The following is a 17359-nucleotide window of genomic DNA, read 5'->3' as shown; positions in this document are numbered from 1 at the left end:
TGTGATATTAATCAGAGCCATTATTAGACCAGATAAAAAAGATGAAGTGCTGGCCGAACTGTCACAAGCCGGATTTAACGCTGTTACTGTCGTTGACGTTGTGGGCCGCGGCAAACAAAAAGGCATTAAAATTGGTGGGGTCGTTTATGATGAAATCCCCAAAACGCTGCTCTTAATGGCAGTACGGGCCGAATACAAACAGGAAATTATTAAGGTAATAATGGAAGCGGCCAAAACGGGAGAAAAGGGTGCCTATGGCGACGGAAAAATATTCATAACGCCTGTTTCTGAGGTATACACCGTGTCAAGCGGCATGAAAGAACTGTAAAGGAGGCTGTACCATGCAAGAGATTCTAGCCATAGTGCGCATGAATAAAACAAGTGCTACCAAGAAAGCATTGGTAGAAGCCGGGGTAGCCGGATTCACAGCCTTCAAAGTCATGGGGCGGGGTAAACTGGTTGATGATCCGGCCGTTGTAGCCGAACGAAAAGACAAAATGATGAGTATGGCTGGTGCTGACGAGGCAGATGCTGAAATGTTGATTGATGGTTTTCTCGATGGACACCGGTTGTTCCCACGGCGATTATTTACGATTTTAGCCCATGATGAAGATGTACCTAAGATTGTGGAAGCCATTATGTCGGCCAACCGCACCGAAAATAAGGTGGGGGACGGAAAGATCATTATTATGCCCATGCTGGATGCTATTAGGGTTCGTACTGGTGAAGCCGGCGAAGACGCAGTATAAGCTTGATTAATTAGGAAGCAAAGGGGGAAAGCAGCATGGCTGTTACTGAAAAGGAGTTACAAGAGATACTTGCCCAATATCCATCTAAAGTCCAAAAAAACCGTACAAAACACATCTTCATTAAAGATGGAGCAGAAAGTGCGCAGGTAATTGAAGCCAATACCCGAACGATTCCAGGTATTATTACTAATCGCGGCTGTGCCTACGCCGGTTGTAAAGGCGTTGTGCTCGGCCCGCTTAAAGATATGGTTCACATCACCCACGGCCCTATTGGCTGTGGCTACTATACCTGGGGAACTCGCCGCAATAAAGCCCAATCAGATGACCCCACCCAGAATTTCCTTAACTATTGTGTATCAACTGATATGCAGGAAAGCGACATCGTCTTTGGCGGCGAGAAAAAACTTGCAAAGGTCATTGACGAAGTGATGGACATCTTTCATCCTAAGGCGATAACGGTTTCGGCTACCTGCCCGGTTGGACTGATTGGCGATGATATTAGTGCCGTTGCCCGGTCTGCTGAGTCCCGCCATGGGGTTCCTGTTCTTGCCTTTAGTTGTGAAGGGTATAAAGGCGTCAGCCAGTCGGCCGGCCACCATATTGCCAACAACATCTTGATGGAGCGGGTTATTGGGGCCAGCGAAACCGAGAAGGCTGCTGGCAAATATCCCATCAATATTCTCGGGGAATACAATATTGGCGGCGATAGTTGGGAAATAGAGCGAGTTTTGAAGGAGATCGGTTATACCATTGTATCTGTCATGACTGGTGATGGCTCGTATGAAGAACTAAAGAATGCCCACACGGCAGAACTCAATTTAGTTCAATGTCATCGTTCGATAAATTATATCGCGGAAATGTTAGAGACGAAGTATGGTACGCCATGGCTCAAAGTCAATTTCATTGGTGTTCAAGGCATGAGTGAATCTCTCAGAAACATGGCGTTGTACTTTGGTGATAAAGCGCTCATTGCTAAAACGGAAGAAGTAATTGCACGTGAAGTGACGCGAATAGAACCACTCATTGAGCAGTACAAGAAGATTTGCGATGGCAAGACGGCGTTTTGTTTTGTTGGCGGTTCGCGTGGCCATCATTACCAAGGACTATTTGCTGAGATAGGGATTGAAACAGTATTAGCAGGCTATGAATTTGCTCACAGAGACGATTATGAAGGCCGACAGGTTATCCCGACAATTAAAACAGATGCCGATTCGAAAAATATTCCCGAATTGCATGTGAATGCAGATGAACAGCGTTTTCGCCTCAAAGTGTCTCCGGAAAAAATGGAAGAACTTAAACAGAAAATCCCTTTAAGCGACTATGCAGGTATGGCTGTGACCATGAAGGACGGCAGTGTCATTGTTGATGACCTCAACCACTTTGAAACAGAGGAGTTTATTAAAATTCTCAAACCGGACATTTTTGCCTCCGGTATCAAGGATAAATACGTAATTCAGAAAATGGGTATCCCGGCCAAACAGCTTCATTCGTATGATTACAGTGGTCCCTATGCCGGTTTTAACGGCGCAGTTAATTTTGCCCGTGACGTGAGTATGGGGTTTGCTTCTCCTACCTGGAACTTCATAGTTCCGCCTTGGCAGGATGAACCGCTGTTAACTGGTACTGTAACTGAGGAAGGAGTGGCCTAATATGCTGGATTGTACACCTAAAGAACATAAAGAACGTAATAGCGGCGGCGCGATTAACCCGGCTAAAACCTGCCAGCCTCTTGGGGCCATGTATGCTGCCCTGGGGATTCATGGTTGTCTGCCGCACAGTCACGGCTCGCAAGGCTGCTGTTCGTTTCATCGCATGCACTTGTCCCGGCATTTCCGGGAGCCGGCCATGGCTTCTACTTCGAGCTTTACCGAAGGAGCTTCGGTGTTTGGCGGCGGTGCCAACCTAAAAACCGCCATAAAAAATGTATTTGCTATTTATAACCCGGAGGTTATGGCAGTGCACACTACCTGCCTGACCGAGACCATCGGTGATGATATTCCCAATATTATTAAATCAACCGAGGTTCCTGAAGGCAAGATCGTTATTCATGCCAATACGCCGAGTTATGTAGGCTCACACATTACCGGCTTTTCCAACATGACCAAGGGGATGGTCAGTTATCTGGCAGAAGCCACTTTGCCGGTAAAAAGAGAACAGGTCAATATCATACCCGGTTTCGTTAATCCTGGCGATATGCGGGAGATTAAACGTATTGTTAAGGTCATGGGAATTAAGTCAATCATGTTCCCTGATACCTCTGGTGTGTTGGATGCGCCAATGACAGGCAAGTTCACCATGTTTCCCCAGGGCGGTGCTACTGTGGCGCAGATCAAAGACAGCGGAAATTCTAAACTGACATTGGCTCTCGGACGTTTTGCCTCAAGTGATGCGGCCGAGTTATTGGTCCAAAAATGTCAAGTACCGGCAACTACCTTGAAAACACCGATTGGAATTAAGGCTACCGATGCTTTGCTTGTAGCCTTGCGCCGGGCGTTTGCGCAAGAAGTACCATACGAACTGGAAGAAGAACGTGGTCAATTGGTAGACATTATGACTGACACTCACTTTCACTTTCATGGCAAACAGGTAGGTATCTTTGGTGATCCGGATATTGTTATCGGTTTGACGGAACTTGTTCTGAGTCTGGGAATGAAGCCAGTCCATATCTTAACAGGTACACCGGGCGGGGCCAAAGGATCAGTTACTGGAAGTTTTGAAGAAGAGATTCAAGCTATGCTGGCATCCGCGGGTGTGACAGCCAATATCAAGTCAGGTGGCGATCTATTTACTTTCCATCAATGGCTCAAGAATGAACCAGTTGATTTGATTATTGGTAATACCTACGGTAAGTATATAGCTCGTGCGGAAGATATCCCGCTGGTACGAGTTGGTTTCCCCGTATTGGATCGCAGTGTCCATTCCTATTTGCCGATTGTTGGCTATCGCGGCGCTATGCGCCTGATTGAGAGTATCAGCAATGCATTATTAGACAGGGCGGACAGGGATGCTGCTGATGCGGATTTTGAGTTAGTTATGTAGTTTGACAGGAGGTAAAGATATGAGCGAGGCGACTGCGGCTATTTCGGAACGGGAACAATTTATAGCTACCAAAGGACGAAGAAAAAACACGATAAAGTGCGATGCTGACAGTATTGCCGGCTGTGTCAGTCAACGAGCCTGTGTGTACTGTGGGGCCAGAGTGGTTTTAAATCCGGTTACAGATGCAATCCATCTGGTGCATGGCCCGGTTGGCTGTGCCAACTACACCTGGGATATTCGCGGCAGTCTGTCCAGTGGCTCCGAACTTTACCGTAACAGTTTTACTACTGATTTGAGGGAAAAAGACATTATTTTTGGCGGCGAAAAGAAGCTGGCCCGGATTATTGATGAACTTGTGGCTAAATACCAAGCCAAGCTGGTATTTGTGTACTCGACCTGTATCGTCGGGGTAATCGGTGATGATTTGACGGCTGTGTGCAAAGCGGCGGCCAGCCGTCATAATATTGAGGTTATTCCTGTGGAATCCAGTGGCTTTATTGGCAATAAATCAGCTGGTTACCGGGCTGCCTGTGAGGCGCTATTAAAGCTCATCGATCCGGTTGACCGGCGCGAAGCCGCTAGTAGAACCATCAACTACCTGGGAGAATTTAATCTGGCAGGTGAAGCCTGGATTATTAAAGACTATCTCCAGCAGATGGGGGTGCAAGTCAACACTGTATTTACCGGTGATTCGACTAGCGCCACCATTAAGGGAGCAGCTAAGGCTTCACTCAATATTGTTCAGTGTGCGGGTTCAATGTATTATTTAGCAGGCAAGCTGCAGGAACTGTATGGTATTCCGTACCAGCAGGTGTCTTTCCTGGGGCTTGATGATACCGCCCAATCGTTGCGCAATATTGCTGAGGCCATGGGCGGCGGTGAACTCAGGGCTAAGGCTGAAGTACTCATTCGTCGGGAAACTGACCGGGTGGCACCCATTATTAAAGGGTACAGAGAAAAACTAGCAGGTAAAAAAGCAGCCGTCTATGTTGGTGGCGGGTTTAAGGCCATCTCGCTGATCAAGCAGTTTCGGGAAATTGGCATTGAAGTAGTAATGGTAGGTACGCAGACCGGGCGCCCGGAGGAATATGACACCATTAACGAGCTTGTGAGTGACGGTACTGTTATTTTAGATGATGCCAATCCGGCAGAACTGGAACGGTTTATGACCGGCCAAGGAGCGCATTTGTTGGTTGGCGGGGTCAAGGAACGACCACTGGCATACAAGCTGGGACTCGCGTTCATTGACCACAATCACAACCGTAAACATCCTTTAAGCGGTTTTGATGGCGCCGTTAACTTTGCTCAGGAAGTATACTCTACCGTGTGCTCACCAGTATGGCAATATACCGCTCGTCAAGGAGGTGTCTGATATGGAAAATCCCTGTCACATGTGCATGCCGATGGGTGGAATATTGGCGCTTAAAGGTATTGAACGATCAATGGTAATTGTTCATGGCTCACAAGGGTGCAGTACCTATATGCGGCGACATATTGCTGAACATTTTAATGAGCCGATTGATGTTGGGTCCTCTTCGCTCAATGAAAAAGGGACAGTGTATGGCGGTGAGGCTAATTTGCGCCAAGCCCTTGATAATATTAATAAAGTTTATCAACCGGGACTGATTGGTGTTGTTACCACCTGTCTGGCTGAAACCATTGGGGAAGACATAGCTAGGATAGTAGCTGACTATCGGCAGGAACGCAAGCTTATTATGCCGATTGTTACAGCCAACACTCCCGGTTATGGCGGCAATCATAGTGAGGGTTACTGGCTGACTGTCAGGCGTTTGGTTGAGACGCTGGCAACCGCCACCGAACGCCATAACAAAGTAAATATTATTATACCCAGCATTAGTCCGGCCGACATTCGAGAACTGAAGCGTTTGCTTACTGCCATGGATTTGGAATATATGTTGTGTCCTGATATTGCGGACACTCTTGACCGGCCATACCTTGCTAATAACTATAGTAAATTACCTGCGGGCGGCACGCCTATTGCGGATCTTTACCGCATGGGCGGTGCGCCGGCAACCATTGAAATGGGTGTTACCTTAGATGGTAGTGTATCACCCGGAAAGTATCTGGAAGATACCTTTGGTGTACCACTGTATTCTGTACCATTGCCTATTGGTATTCAAAACACGGATGCCTTTATGGGCGCGATCGAGGCTATTAACGGTAGGAAACGACCGGCGGACATTGAGAACGAACGGGGACGGCTTATTGATGCCATGATTGATTCTCATAAATATAATTTTGCCGGACGCAGTGCCATTTTTGGTGATCCTGAACTTGTCTATGCTGTGACGCAGCTCTGCCTGGAAAACGGTATTCGTCCAGTAGTAGTAACTGGGGATAAAAGCGGCAACTTGTCGCGGCTTTTGCCCAAAACAGAGATGTCAGCCGAAACGGTTGTATTATCAGACCCTGATTTTGATTTAGTTCAGCAACAGGCCAAGGCGGGCGCGGCTAATATTGCTATTGGCCATTCGGACGGGCGCTTTCTTACCGAAAGAGATCATATTCCCCTAGTGCGTTTAGGATTTCCCATTCATGACCGAGTGGGTGGACAGAGGCTGTTGTCAATAGGGTATACTGGTTCTATGAACTTGCTAGACAGGATTACCAACACCCTTCTAGCCGAAAAATATCAATACTACCGTCAGAATATGTACCAGAAATATTATAGTAAATCATCATAACCCTTACTTGAAGAAAGGAGGTGACCGCTCTATGGCGAGCGTGCTTACCGATAAACATCCCTGTTTTTCTAGTGAAGCTCAACATCAATATGCCCGTATGCATCTGCCGGTAGCGCCGCAGTGCAATATTAGCTGCAACTATTGCAGCCGTAAGTTTGATTGTGTTAATGAAAGCCGCCCTGGAGTAACTAGTGAAGTGCTGTCACCTGCAGAGGCTTTTACAAAATTTGAAAAAGTGAAAGCTGCCATCCCCAATCTGAGTGTGGTTGGATTTGCCGGTCCGGGGGATGCCCTGGCTGATTGGAATAAAACCCGTGAGACCATTGAGCTTATAAAAAAAGCAGACTCTGACGTGCTATTCTGTTTGTCAACTAATGGGCTGTTATTGCCCGAATACGCCCCGGAAATAGTTAAACTTGGTGTACATCACGTCACGGTGACCGTTAACTGTACTGAACCGGTCATTGGTGCTCAGATCTATGGAGCTGTCAACTACCAAGGTACTCGTTATACTGGCGCAGAAGGTGCAGAAATTCTCTTGAACAACCAACAGGCAGGCATTAGGTATTTAGCCGATCATGGTGTTGTTGTCAAGGTAAACATTGTAATGATTACAATGGTGAATGACAGGCATATACCTACTGTGGTCAAGAAAGTTAAGCAATTGGGTGCTAGTCTGACCAATATTATGCCCTTTCTTCCCACACAGGGCAGTGTGTTTTCCGGGTTGCCGCAAACCAATATGCACGATGTTACGGCCATGCGGGTAGCTTGTAATGTTGAACTGAAACAGATGACCCATTGCCGCCAGTGCCGGGCAGATGCCATTGGTCTTTTGAGTCAGGATCGTAACAGTGAGTTTAGAAGCTGTGCTGCTACCACGCTGGTTGAAGCAGCTGAGAGTAAACCATTGCCGCTTGCCGGTTATTACAAAGTGGCGGTTACCTCCCAAGCCGGGAAACTGGTTGATTTGCACTTTGGTCATGCCGATAAATTTGATATTTATCAGGTAAATAATAGCCGGTATGAGCTAGTGGAAACGCGCTGCCTGGAAAAATATTGTACTGGTAATGAGGACTGTGATAGCGAAGATAAGCGACGAGAGGCTATAATGACAGCGTTAAGTGATTGTGATGCTGTATTGACGATGCGGATCGGTTATCAGGCCCAAAAACGTTTGTTAAAGCGGGGTATTATGTCGGTGGAATATTGCTATACCGTGGAGAGCGGTCTGTATTATGCTGTTGAACAGCTGGAATTAAAGGCAGCTGCCGTGTAGCGGTGAAGGAGGAAGGAAAATGGCGCGGGACATAGCGGTGTTTATTGGGGATAAAGGCAATGCAGCGTCCTTGGAAGAACCGGGAAAAGTGGTTGTTTATCGCCGTCAGCAGGGAAAGTGGCGGTTATCTGACTCCTTGCCATTTCAACTTGACCGTACAAGCGGTATGGCTGGAGTACGGCGGCAAATAGCGGACATAATTCAATGGTTGGGCCAATGCCGTGTATTTGTCGCGCAGACAGTAGTTGGTCTGTTATACAAAGAATTAGAACAAAATGGGTTTAGTATTTGGGAGTTTAGTGGTCGTCCGGCAGATTTTTTAGAATACATTTTAGTGCAGGAGGAGTTGGCCGCCCGCGAGAGTGAAACAGGTAAACCTACAGCTCCAGCTATTGTTGAGACTGGGCCGGGTTGTTTCAGGGTGTCGCTCAAGGATATTCAACAAAATGGCAGTGGGTTAACCTCCAAGCAAGTATTGCAGCCATTATTAACGGGAAATTACTATCAGGTGGAGGTGCTGTGCAGTCATATCCCGCCTTGGCTGGAGGCCGAAAAGGAAAGTGGCCGTCTTGACTGTCAATCAGAGCGCTTGGAAAATGGTGTCAAGCTGGTGATAAGAAAACAAAGCTGCGGGTGATCAATATGAAGAAAATTATGTGGTTAGACCAGACTTTGAATATCGCTATCAGACAGCAGTTTGCCGCGCAAAAGCTGGTAGATTTTGTTGGTGTGCTAACTGCTTTGGGGATACAACAGGCAGTTATTCACCTTGATGAATGGCAGTGTGATCGTCCGGAGTTGGCTGAGGTGCAAACCCAGATTAAGCTTTATGGGTTACTCAACCTTTTAGGCTGTGAACTGTCACTGGCCGAGCGAGCAGGTATAAAGCAAGTTGTTCTGGTTTGTGATGCCACAAACCAAGTGGAGTTTGGCACCAGATTACGGGAGGTTATGAAAGAGGCTTGCACGCTGGGCTTGGTAGTTTCTTTGTTTGTTGAAGGGATAGACGTTCTTACGGTAGAAGCGTTGTCAGGCCTTATCGCTAGTATAAAACAATATCCGATTGCTGCCGTCATATACCAGGATAGAACTGGTAAGGGAAATCCGTTTGCTTTATTTGATCAAATAACTCTCCTGAAAAGTAGCTTGGCTTGCCCCATAGGCATTTCAGCTGGCAATGCCTATGGTTTGGCAACTGCCAATACTCTGGCAGCATTAAAGGCTGGTGCCACACAAGTGGTGGAATCAGTAGGCGGGATTGGCGGCTATGCTCCGTGGGAAGAGGTGCTTCTGGCTGCCAGACAACTTTTGGAGATCAACACTAAGCTGCCACCTAAGCTTGCAATAGGCTGTCACCAGATTTATTCTATGCTGGGTCTGACAGTGCCGGTAAACAAAGCTATTATTGGCCCCGCTATTTTTGCCCACGAATCAGGTCTGCATGTTGACGGCATTACTAAAGCTCCGAAGCTTTATGAGCCATTTGCCCCTGAATTGGTGGGGCTAAGCAGACAGCTTATTGTTGGCAAACACTCCGGAACGGCGGCGCTTAGAACAAAATTTGCGGCTTGGGGTATTTGTCTGGAGGAAGATGAGAGTAAGCATTTGCTGGCCGCAGTACGGGCGTTAGCTGTTCGTAAGAAAACAGCCATAAGCGATGATGAACTCCGGAGATTATACCTATCAGGCTGAAAGGAGCCGATTTATGCCAGAACTCAAACCCGGATTTCTTATTGATACTACGATGCGAGATGGGGAACAAGCGGCCGGGGTTGTATTTTCTGCTATGGAAAAACTGGGAATTGCGATAGCTTTGGATAATGCCGGTATTACTTGGATAGAGGCAGGTACCCCGGTGATGGGGCAGGAAGAGGCTGAGGCCATGCGGCTCATCCTGAATGCTGGACTAAAGGCGGTTGCCTTTTCCTGGAACCGCGCTTGTCACCAAGATATTGCAGCTTCCGTGGCTTGTGGTTTTGAGTTTTTGCATATTTCTGTGCCTGTATCTGACCTGCATATTTATCATAAGCTAAAGCGAAGCCGAAAATGGGTGTACGAGCAGCTTACCAATGCTGTTTCCTTGGCCCAGAGCCATGGCTGTCGTGTATCTGTGGGGGCCGAAGATGCCTCGCGGGCCCATCCTGATCAATTTCTGGAATTGGCTGAATTAAGTGAGCGTTTGGGGGCTGTACGCATTCGTTATGCGGACACGGTCGGCCTGTTAGACCCGTTTACCACGCGGAATTTAATGAGTCATTTGGCTGCCCGCTGTTCACTGCCAATCGAATTTCACGCCCATAATGATTTTGGTCTGGCTACAGCCAATACGGTAGCTGCCTTACAAAGTGGGGCATTATTTGCCAGTGTAACTGCCACTGGTATTGGTGAACGGGCAGGTAATGCTGCGTTGGAAGAGGTGCTGGCGGTTCTTGAAGAGACTGACATTATACCAGAAGGTACTAATCTAGCTGCGGCCAAAAAAATAGGCTGCCAAGTGGCAGCCATAAGCAGTAGACGTGGGTTTTCATAGAATCTAAAATACTTGGTGAGCCTGCCCGTTACTCTGTCGCTCTGGGCGGGCTTTTTCGATGTTTTTCTGGATTTCCGGGCTGGTGCGAGCACCGGTTACGATGGTAACTGAGGAGAGATTTTTACTAAATCCTTTACCGTGAGAATATTTTATTTTCGTTTTCACGGCAGACCTCCTAGTATAGTAATTGCTAATTTTTTAGACGCTGGTAAAGTTCCTGGTATTTTTTAAATACAGGATCTGCGGTTAAATCGCTATCAAGATTGTGATCAAGCACGGTTTTAGGGCAGAATTCTGAGGAAAATTCACAAGAGCTGCTTTCGATGCAATCGTCGCATCCCTTTGATTTGTGCTGCAGCACAAAAATCACCTCCTGATAAATTATTGAACGTAAAAATTTCAACACGTACAATATATTCCTGCATCAAAGAAGTTTGTAAAGGCTTAACGCGTTGTAGATAGTTTCCCGCAAACAGCAGCAATTTATTACAAATGAATAAATGAATATTTTCCCTTACGATTTGGTTAAATTACAGCACAAAGGCTACTTACTTTGATTATCCATATGGATAATGATATAATATAAAAAATAGAGCTATATTCGAAAAGTGGTGACAAGTTGTGCAAACAGACCAGGTTGGGCAGCCATATATACCAGGGCAAGGTAAGCTGGAAGAAAAGATTAGGTATCGCTTGGATAATGAAGGGCATAGTTTGCTGATTGTCAAAACAAAAATTACCGATCAGGAAATTGAGGATATCAAGAGTGGTGCAGTTGAGTTAGGCGTATATATTGATGGTCCTATTATTTTTTTGCTCTTTAAGTTTGGAACAAGCAAATGGAATGATGCGCCATACTCCTGGCATACTGTGCCGTCAGGTATTCGTGTGTATCCGCAGGAAGCTCTAAAGGATAATACGCTTATGGTTGTGCTGGTGGAGGCAACTGATGGTCTTGTAAAAGCAGTGCGGGAAATCCCACTAACTGCGGAATTTGCTAGTCAACTTAATGAGTATATAACTATCCAAGCCAATGGTAGTTTTAACGGCTTATCCTATGCCAAGCATATAAACATGGTGTACAATCAGTCTACAGCTGAGGAAATGCGAGAAATGGCTACCTCGTATATGAATATCAGCAATTAATACCATAATGCGTGTTTAATTGAGAGGAGAAATGATCATGAGCGAATTAAAAACCTGGCACAATCAAACAATTGCAGCTAAAGTGGTTGAAGCTTTGCAAAAGAATCATTTTACTGCCAGCTATGTAAATACCAAACAAGAAGCATTAGACAAACTGGCTACCCTTATTCCTATTGATGCTACTGTGGGTATTGGTGGCTCATGGACAATTAAAGAAGTTGGGATTGACACGCTGCTTGAGGAACGGGGCAATACCGTATTTAATCATAATAAACCGGGTTTATCGCCGGAAGAGTCACTGGCGGTGCGCCGTAAGGAACTAACTAGTGATGTATTTTTAACAGGCACGAATGCGTTGACCCTAAAGGGTGAGCTGGTCAACGTTGATGGCGCAGGCAATCGGGTGGCTGCGATGATCTTCGGGCCCAAGAAAGTTATTGTAATTACTGGTGTTAATAAAATTGTTACAAACCTTGAGGCTGCAATGGACCGGATTGAGCTGGTTGCTGCTCCTATTAATAATAAACGGCTAAATCGCCCGAATCCTTGTACCGTGACAGGAGAATGTATGGATTGCCAGGGGCCAACCCGGATATGCAATGTCACTACTGTTATGCATAAAAAGCCATCAGCTACCGATGTTGAGATAATTATCATCGGGGAAGAATTAGGTTTTTAATGATCTTTTATGGGGTAAGAATTGAATTTTTTAAGCGTCCTGCGGGACGCTTTTTTAGTGCCAATCAGCGATAATATAAATGCCTTGAAAATAAATAAACGCTTGCTTTCTTTTTACATAGTATGCTATCATCAAATTGCTTTACATCCATCATTTTTTAGGTGGCATCCGAGAGGAGTCACACTAAGTAACAAAGAAAATGGATGTGGCCAAATTTTCATAGTTAAATAATCCGCTTAGATCCGCAGGACTGAGACGGGAGGTAGCAAGGGAGAGTTATGCCTTTCGGACACGTGCCGGAAGGCTTTTTATATTACTTGCTTCTTTACGGCGTGGGCGTAAGCGGGAGGGAGTGAGAAATGGAAAAACCAAGTTTTGCGATTATTGGAGCAGGTAAGGTGGGAGACGCGCTCGCGACAAGTTTGTGCCAATGCGGTTACAGATTAACCGGAGTTGCGAGTAGGAGCCCGGCGTCAGCTGCGATGCTGGCTGAACGTTTTGCTGTACCGTGGTCGGTAAATCCGGTAGAAATTGCGCAACAGGCAAAGGTTGTCTTTATCACTACATCAGACAGGTATATTGGAGATGTTGCAGGGCAGATTGCACAAAATGGCGGTTGGTATGAAGAACAGTATGTGTATCATGCCAGCGGGGCTTTGCCAGCCGATACCTTAGCAGCTGCCAAACGGCAAGGGGCCTTTATTGGTGCCCTGCATCCATTGCAATCATTTGCATGCATAAAAAATAAAACCGGTTGCCTGTCTGGCGTATATTTTGCTGTAGACGGTGACCACGCAGCGGTTAATCTTGCTAAAACTATGGTGCGGGATATGGGCGGGGATAGTTTTCTTGTACCACCAGATCAGCGAGTGCTTTACCACGCAGCTGCCTGTATAGCGTCAAATTATTTGGTGGTATTGGTGCATAATGCGGTTAGCTTGTTGCAACAACTCGGACTATCTGCAGAGGAAGCGACAACGGCATTGTTGCCGCTTTTGCAGGGAACGGTGGATAATTTGGTCAATAAGGGGACTCCTAAAGCACTGACCGGGCCGATTGTAAGAGGGGATGCCAATACCGTGGCTGCTCATCTCCAAGCGTTGGCGCGACAGGATAATAACAGTGAGAAATTATACAGGCAATTAGGTTTACATACTTTGCTGCTAGTACAACAAATTGGCAGTCTTGAAATAGCACAGCTTGAGACAATGGGCGAAATGCTGGGCGATAAATGCTGGAGGGAAATATGAGCCATAACAAAATAACGACAAGTGTTTTGCGTCAATACAAAAGTGAAGGCCGGGCAATTACTATGCTGACAGCGTATGATTATTCCATGGCTAAGCTCTTGGATGAAGCCGGAGTGGATATGCTTTTAGTAGGTGATTCATTAGGAAATGTCATATTGGGCTATGACTCTACAGTGCCGGTAACGATGGACGATATGTTGCATCATATTAAAGCCGTATGCCGGGGTACTAAACGTGCGATGGTGGTTGCCGATATGCCGTTTATGTCTTATCAAGTATCGATAAAAAAGGCTGTCAAGAATGCGGGACGCTTGCTGCAGGAGGGCGGCGCGCAGGCGGTAAAACTGGAAGGCGGCGCAGCCATGGCCGATACGGTGAAAGCAATTGTGACAGCAGGCATTCCGGTGGTAGGTCACCTGGGATTAACGCCGCAGTCAGTTAACCAATTAGGCGGCTTTAAGGTACAGGCCAGAGATGAGCAAACCGCGCAAACGCTGTTGGATGATGCCCGGGCATTGGAGGCTGCGGGAATATTTGCGCTGGTATTGGAATGTATACCTGATGGGCTGGCCAGGAGAGTGTGTGAGGCGGTTGCCATCCCCATGATCGGCATTGGTGCCGGCGCCGCTTGTGATGGACAAGTACTGGTTAGCCATGATTTATTAGGTTTACATGCAGGATTTCCGAAGTTTGCTAAAAAATATGCAAATTTGCACCAGGAAATCAGGGCTGCTGTTCAACGGTATATCAAAGAGGTGCAGGAAAGACAATTTCCTGCACCAGAGTATAGCTTTTAAATGGCTGACACTATGCTGGAAAAATTGTACTGATTGAATTGTGGTAAGGAGAGGAATGTAGGCAATGCGAGTAATAGAAACTATTCAAGAAATGCGTGCTTTTGTAAGTGCTGCCAGGAGACAAGGGAAAAGCATCGCTTTGGTTCCCACTATGGGGGCATTGCATGAAGGCCATTTGACGCTGATGCGGCGGGCCAAAGCACAGTGTGATATTGTGATCACTAGTATCTTTGTTAATCCTACTCAATTTGGTCCGCAGGAGGACTTGGCATGTTACCCGCGTGACTTGACAGGTGATAGTGAAAAAGCAAATGGTGTGGGCGTGGATGCCATTTTTCATCCAACTGCAGCGGAGATGTATCCTAACAGGTATGCCAGTTATGTACATGTCGAAAAAATAACAGCTAAGTTATGCGGACTTTCCCGTCCAGGACACTTTCGTGGCGTTACAACTGTTGTTAGTAAATTATTTAACATTGTACAGCCGGATAAGGCGTTTTTTGGACAGAAGGATGCCCAGCAGGTGTTGGTGATCGACCAGATGGTTCGTGACTTGAATATGAATGTGCAGCTTGAAATGGTACCGATTGTGCGCGAGGATGATGGTTTAGCGATGAGCTCACGCAACAGATATTTATCAACTGAGGAACGCAGCGCGGCGATGGTCTTGTCACAGAGTCTTTCGCTGGCACAGCAGCTTGTTCATGATGGCGAGCGGGATATAGCGAAAATTCGTACAGCGGTAGTTAGTGTTATCACTGAGCAACCGTTAGCTAGCCTAGACTATGTGGAAATTTACAACTATCCTGAGCTGGAGTCGGTCAGCACTTTATCAACAAAAGCATTGTTAGCACTTGCAGTTAGGTTTGGTACAACCAGGCTGATTGATAACACCATTCTGGAGGCAACCTGATGTTATTGACTTCACTAAAGGCAAAGATTCATTGTGCTACTGTCACTGAAGCCAACTTGAATTATATGGGCAGCATTACGATAGACGAGGCGTTGTTAGAAGCATCAGGTATTTTACCTAATGAAAAGGTTCAGATTGTAAATAACAATAATGGTAGCCGGTTGGAAACCTATGTAATCATGGGGCCGAGAAATTCAGGGATCGTTTGTTTAAATGGGGCTGCCGCCCGGCTGGTGCAGCCCGGGGATGTGGTTATCATCATTGCTTATGCGATGATGACGGAAGCAAAGCAGAAAAATTATCGGCCAAAAATAGTGATGGTTGACAAGGCTAATCGGATTGCGGAAATAAGGCAGGGTGAACTCCATGGTCAAACAGCCGCACGGTAAGTCCTCCGCCAGAGTCTATGCCGTCTAAGTTGCTCAATAGAGAAGGGTGCTGGAGAAAAACACAGTTCCTTTCTTTTTTTATGCTTGTCCGACAAATTAGCGCATATCAGCCGCTTCAACCTCATATATGTTATTGTCTTAAGCATTTGCTAAAAGGGGATGGCTGTATGGATAAAAAGTGGGTATACAGACAGGTTTTTGGGGTAATCCTTGGTTTTATCATGACTATTTTGCCTGGCAATGCACAGGCCGTGGTACCAGATTTGTTACCACAGATTATCATCAATCTTCCCAGCCATACACTGGAATTATACAAAGGGGATACTCTACTTAAGGAATACCAGATTGCCATTGGTAAACCGTCTTCCCCTACGCCTACGGGAGAGTTTTCAATAATAGAAAAAGAAGTGGATCCCTGCTGGTACCCTCCGGGCAAAGGAATTGTAGTGCCGTCAGGGCCGAATAATCCCCTAGGATATCGCTGGCTGGGTATTGCACCTATGTACGGCATTCATGGAACAAACGCACCTTGGTCGATTGGGGGAGCTGTATCGAATGGTTGTATACGAATGCAGGAAGCAGATGTGGAGGAGTTATTTGAGTATGTTGCTTGTGATACGCCGGTTAAGATAGAGTATGAACGGGTTAAAGTACGGGTTGACGCCAGCGGAAGAGCCTCTATTGGCATTTATCCGGATGTCTATGGCAGGCAGAGGATTACACTAACTGGTGTTAAGCAGGCACTTGCCAAGGCTGGTTTAGATGGTTTGGCCGAAGATGCCTTCTTGAAGTCATTGATTCAGGAGGTTCCTGACAGACAAATAGAATTTGCCCAAATTCACAAGCTCAAGATAAACGGAACAATGCGTACAGAACACATAATTTCAATAGCTGGTGAAAAACAGATACCGGTTATGGCATTGGCTGATAGTCTAAATACTTCGGTAAAATGGGATGAACACCAACAAACGGTATCCCGCCAAAATAAGATAGTTCCCGGCAAGAGGCGTGGTAATTCAATATATGTTAGTGTGGAATACTTACCGGCATTATTTGGTGGGAGGGAAGTATGGAATGACAGTCAAAATTGCCTAGAACTCATTTTGCCTGTGGCCAAATTCGGAGGGCAGGTACTATCAAGCGACATTTACCAGCAAAAATCCGTCTGGATGGTGCCAGCGTTGACCGTAGCTGCCGTGTTGGGTGAACGTCTAAAATGGCAGCCAGATACACCGGAATTATTCATTCACGGGAAAGCAGCTCCTATTATCATTGTGGACGGACAGCCATTTATAACTGTCAATGATATGGGACAATTATTTAATATGGCAGCCCACTGGGATGGTCAGACACAAACGTTGGAGTTGTCTTATCCGTTATATATGATAGATTATTCGATGTACCTTGATCCTGATGAGGAATATCTTTGAGCAAGGTTGGGTTGGGATGTAGGGTGATAATATACATAAATTCACAGTTGACGTAACCGGTAAGGCATGATACTATAAGTAAGTCGCCTTGATGAGCGATGAAATATTCCAAGTCAAGCTAACAACTTAGTTGGATTGAATAAAAAACTGTTGACACGGTGAAACAAACGTGATAACATATATAAATGTCGAATCCGCAAGAATGCGAACGACAAAATGTTCCCTGAAAACTGAACAATGTAAGTAATGCATCAAAAAGCCAGATGTGCGGTTGTATGTCGCTTGCGACATACAAAACCAAAACAATTTCTAACTATGATTTATAGAGCCAACAAATGGCTTCAATAATAATTTATTGGAGAGTTTGATCCTGGCTCAGGACGAACGCTGGCGGCGTGCCTAACACATGCAAGTCGAACGGGGAGTTACTTGTAACTCCTAGTGGCGAACGGG

19 protein-coding genes are annotated in these 17359 nt (G+C 46.1%); 17 read left to right on the top strand and 2 right to left on the bottom strand.

Annotated features, from left to right (window positions below):
* Position 1 precedes the first annotated feature (1 nt).
* The 10 genes from SALPA_RS09580 to SALPA_RS09535 are packed head-to-tail and all read left to right on the top strand — an operon-like array spanning position 2 to position 10302.
* The gene (locus tag SALPA_RS09580) at positions 2–328 is read left to right on the top strand and encodes a P-II family nitrogen regulator (protein ID WP_021167799.1); all 327 of its coding nucleotides are present in this window, start codon (positions 2–4) and stop codon (positions 326–328) included.
* A gap of 13 nt (positions 329–341) precedes the next feature.
* On the top strand, positions 342–749 hold the full coding sequence (locus SALPA_RS09575) for a P-II family nitrogen regulator (protein ID WP_145092848.1): 408 nt from the start codon (positions 342–344) through the stop codon (positions 747–749).
* Positions 750–784: 35 nt separating this feature from the next.
* Positions 785–2398 carry a nitrogenase molybdenum-iron protein alpha chain gene (nifD, locus tag SALPA_RS09570; RefSeq protein WP_145092845.1) on the top strand — a complete coding sequence of 538 codons (1614 nt, stop codon included), beginning with the start codon at positions 785–787 and terminating at the stop codon, positions 2396–2398.
* A 1-nt stretch (position 2399) separates the two neighbouring features.
* Complete coding sequence (nifK, locus tag SALPA_RS09565) at positions 2400–3788, top strand: nitrogenase molybdenum-iron protein subunit beta (RefSeq protein ID WP_145092841.1); 1389 nt, start codon at positions 2400–2402, stop codon at positions 3786–3788.
* Positions 3789–3807: 19 nt separating this feature from the next.
* On the top strand, positions 3808–5160 hold the full coding sequence (gene nifE, locus SALPA_RS09560) for a nitrogenase iron-molybdenum cofactor biosynthesis protein NifE (RefSeq protein ID WP_145092838.1): 1353 nt from the start codon (positions 3808–3810) through the stop codon (positions 5158–5160).
* Between the two features lies 1 nt (position 5161).
* Positions 5162–6493 (top strand): nitrogenase component 1, encoded by a 1332-nt coding sequence (locus SALPA_RS09555; protein ID WP_145092835.1) that lies wholly within the window; start codon positions 5162–5164, stop codon positions 6491–6493.
* Between the two features lie 31 nt (positions 6494–6524).
* Complete coding sequence (gene nifB / locus SALPA_RS09550; protein ID WP_145092832.1) at positions 6525–7772, top strand: nitrogenase cofactor biosynthesis protein NifB; 1248 nt, start codon at positions 6525–6527, stop codon at positions 7770–7772.
* A 19-nt stretch (positions 7773–7791) separates the two neighbouring features.
* Entirely contained in the window at positions 7792–8409 is a 618-nt protein-coding gene (locus SALPA_RS09545; protein ID WP_145092830.1) for a Fe-only nitrogenase accessory AnfO family protein, read from the top strand.
* A 5-nt stretch (positions 8410–8414) separates the two neighbouring features.
* The gene (locus tag SALPA_RS09540) at positions 8415–9464 is read left to right on the top strand and encodes a hypothetical protein (protein WP_145092827.1); all 1050 of its coding nucleotides are present in this window, start codon (positions 8415–8417) and stop codon (positions 9462–9464) included.
* A 13-nt stretch (positions 9465–9477) separates the two neighbouring features.
* A complete protein-coding gene (locus SALPA_RS09535; protein ID WP_145092824.1) occupies positions 9478–10302 on the top strand; it encodes a homocitrate synthase in 825 nt (274 codons plus the stop codon).
* A 3-nt stretch (positions 10303–10305) separates the two neighbouring features.
* Here the strand turns inward: SALPA_RS09535 and SALPA_RS28910 are convergent, their stop codons facing one another.
* Positions 10306–10467, bottom strand: a complete 162-nt coding sequence (locus tag SALPA_RS28910; RefSeq protein ID WP_186451005.1) for a hypothetical protein — start codon at positions 10465–10467, stop codon at positions 10306–10308.
* A 25-nt stretch (positions 10468–10492) separates the two neighbouring features.
* Complete coding sequence (locus SALPA_RS28905; RefSeq protein WP_186451004.1) at positions 10493–10663, bottom strand: hypothetical protein; 171 nt, start codon at positions 10661–10663, stop codon at positions 10493–10495.
* Positions 10664–10923: 260 nt separating this feature from the next.
* On the opposite strand from SALPA_RS28905, the gene SALPA_RS09530 reads away from it, so the two are divergent.
* From SALPA_RS09530 to SALPA_RS09500, 7 genes are all read left to right on the top strand, one after another.
* Positions 10924–11448, top strand: coding sequence for a hypothetical protein (locus SALPA_RS09530; protein WP_145092821.1), 525 nt, complete (start codon positions 10924–10926; stop codon positions 11446–11448).
* Between the two features lie 37 nt (positions 11449–11485).
* A complete protein-coding gene (locus SALPA_RS09525; protein WP_145092818.1) occupies positions 11486–12127 on the top strand; it encodes a lactate utilization protein in 642 nt (213 codons plus the stop codon).
* A gap of 359 nt (positions 12128–12486) precedes the next feature.
* Positions 12487–13377, top strand: a complete 891-nt coding sequence (locus SALPA_RS09520; RefSeq protein WP_145092815.1) for a Rossmann-like and DUF2520 domain-containing protein — start codon at positions 12487–12489, stop codon at positions 13375–13377.
* Positions 13374–14174: a 3-methyl-2-oxobutanoate hydroxymethyltransferase gene (gene panB / locus SALPA_RS09515; protein ID WP_145092812.1), complete on the top strand. Its 801-nt coding sequence runs from the start codon at positions 13374–13376 to the stop codon at positions 14172–14174. Before SALPA_RS09520 ends, panB begins: the two co-directional genes overlap by 4 nt.
* A 64-nt stretch (positions 14175–14238) precedes the next feature.
* Positions 14239–15087 (top strand): pantoate--beta-alanine ligase, encoded by an 849-nt coding sequence (panC, locus tag SALPA_RS09510; RefSeq protein WP_145092809.1) that lies wholly within the window; start codon positions 14239–14241, stop codon positions 15085–15087.
* Positions 15087–15476, top strand: a complete 390-nt coding sequence (gene panD, locus SALPA_RS09505) for an aspartate 1-decarboxylase (protein ID WP_145092806.1) — start codon at positions 15087–15089, stop codon at positions 15474–15476. The genes panC and panD overlap by 1 nt, the downstream gene beginning before the upstream one ends.
* A 167-nt stretch (positions 15477–15643) precedes the next feature.
* Positions 15644–16906: a L,D-transpeptidase family protein gene (locus SALPA_RS09500; RefSeq protein ID WP_186451003.1), complete on the top strand. Its 1263-nt coding sequence runs from the start codon at positions 15644–15646 to the stop codon at positions 16904–16906.
* Positions 16907–17359: the final 453 nt, after the last annotated feature.

Origin of the sequence: Sporomusa sp. KB1 (genome assembly GCF_007830295.1) — a bacterium.
Lineage (GTDB): Bacteria > Bacillota > Negativicutes > Sporomusales > Sporomusaceae > Sporomusa.
Note: the sequence above shows the minus strand (reverse complement) of the source record. Positions and strands in the feature narration are given on the sequence as shown.

Excerpts from the sequence above, each read along its gene's own strand:
- SALPA_RS09575 (WP_145092848.1), top strand. The coding sequence starts at position 342 with ATGCAAGAGATTCTAGCCATAGTGCGCATGAATAAAACAAGTGCTACC.
- nifD (WP_145092845.1), top strand. The coding sequence starts at position 785 with ATGGCTGTTACTGAAAAGGAGTTACAAGAGATACTTGCCCAATATCCA.
- nifK (WP_145092841.1), top strand. The coding sequence starts at position 2,400 with ATGCTGGATTGTACACCTAAAGAACATAAAGAACGTAATAGCGGCGGC.
- nifE (WP_145092838.1), top strand. The coding sequence starts at position 3,808 with ATGAGCGAGGCGACTGCGGCTATTTCGGAACGGGAACAATTTATAGCT.
- SALPA_RS09555 (WP_145092835.1), top strand. The coding sequence starts at position 5,162 with ATGGAAAATCCCTGTCACATGTGCATGCCGATGGGTGGAATATTGGCG.
- nifB (WP_145092832.1), top strand. The coding sequence starts at position 6,525 with ATGGCGAGCGTGCTTACCGATAAACATCCCTGTTTTTCTAGTGAAGCT.
- SALPA_RS09545 (WP_145092830.1), top strand. The coding sequence starts at position 7,792 with ATGGCGCGGGACATAGCGGTGTTTATTGGGGATAAAGGCAATGCAGCG.
- SALPA_RS09540 (WP_145092827.1), top strand. The coding sequence starts at position 8,415 with ATGAAGAAAATTATGTGGTTAGACCAGACTTTGAATATCGCTATCAGA.
- SALPA_RS09535 (WP_145092824.1), top strand. The coding sequence starts at position 9,478 with ATGCCAGAACTCAAACCCGGATTTCTTATTGATACTACGATGCGAGAT.
- SALPA_RS09525 (WP_145092818.1), top strand. The coding sequence starts at position 11,486 with ATGAGCGAATTAAAAACCTGGCACAATCAAACAATTGCAGCTAAAGTG.
- SALPA_RS09520 (WP_145092815.1), top strand. The coding sequence starts at position 12,487 with ATGGAAAAACCAAGTTTTGCGATTATTGGAGCAGGTAAGGTGGGAGAC.
- panB (WP_145092812.1), top strand. The coding sequence starts at position 13,374 with ATGAGCCATAACAAAATAACGACAAGTGTTTTGCGTCAATACAAAAGT.
- panC (WP_145092809.1), top strand. The coding sequence starts at position 14,239 with ATGCGAGTAATAGAAACTATTCAAGAAATGCGTGCTTTTGTAAGTGCT.
- panD (WP_145092806.1), top strand. The coding sequence starts at position 15,087 with ATGTTATTGACTTCACTAAAGGCAAAGATTCATTGTGCTACTGTCACT.
- SALPA_RS09500 (WP_186451003.1), top strand. The coding sequence starts at position 15,644 with ATGGATAAAAAGTGGGTATACAGACAGGTTTTTGGGGTAATCCTTGGT.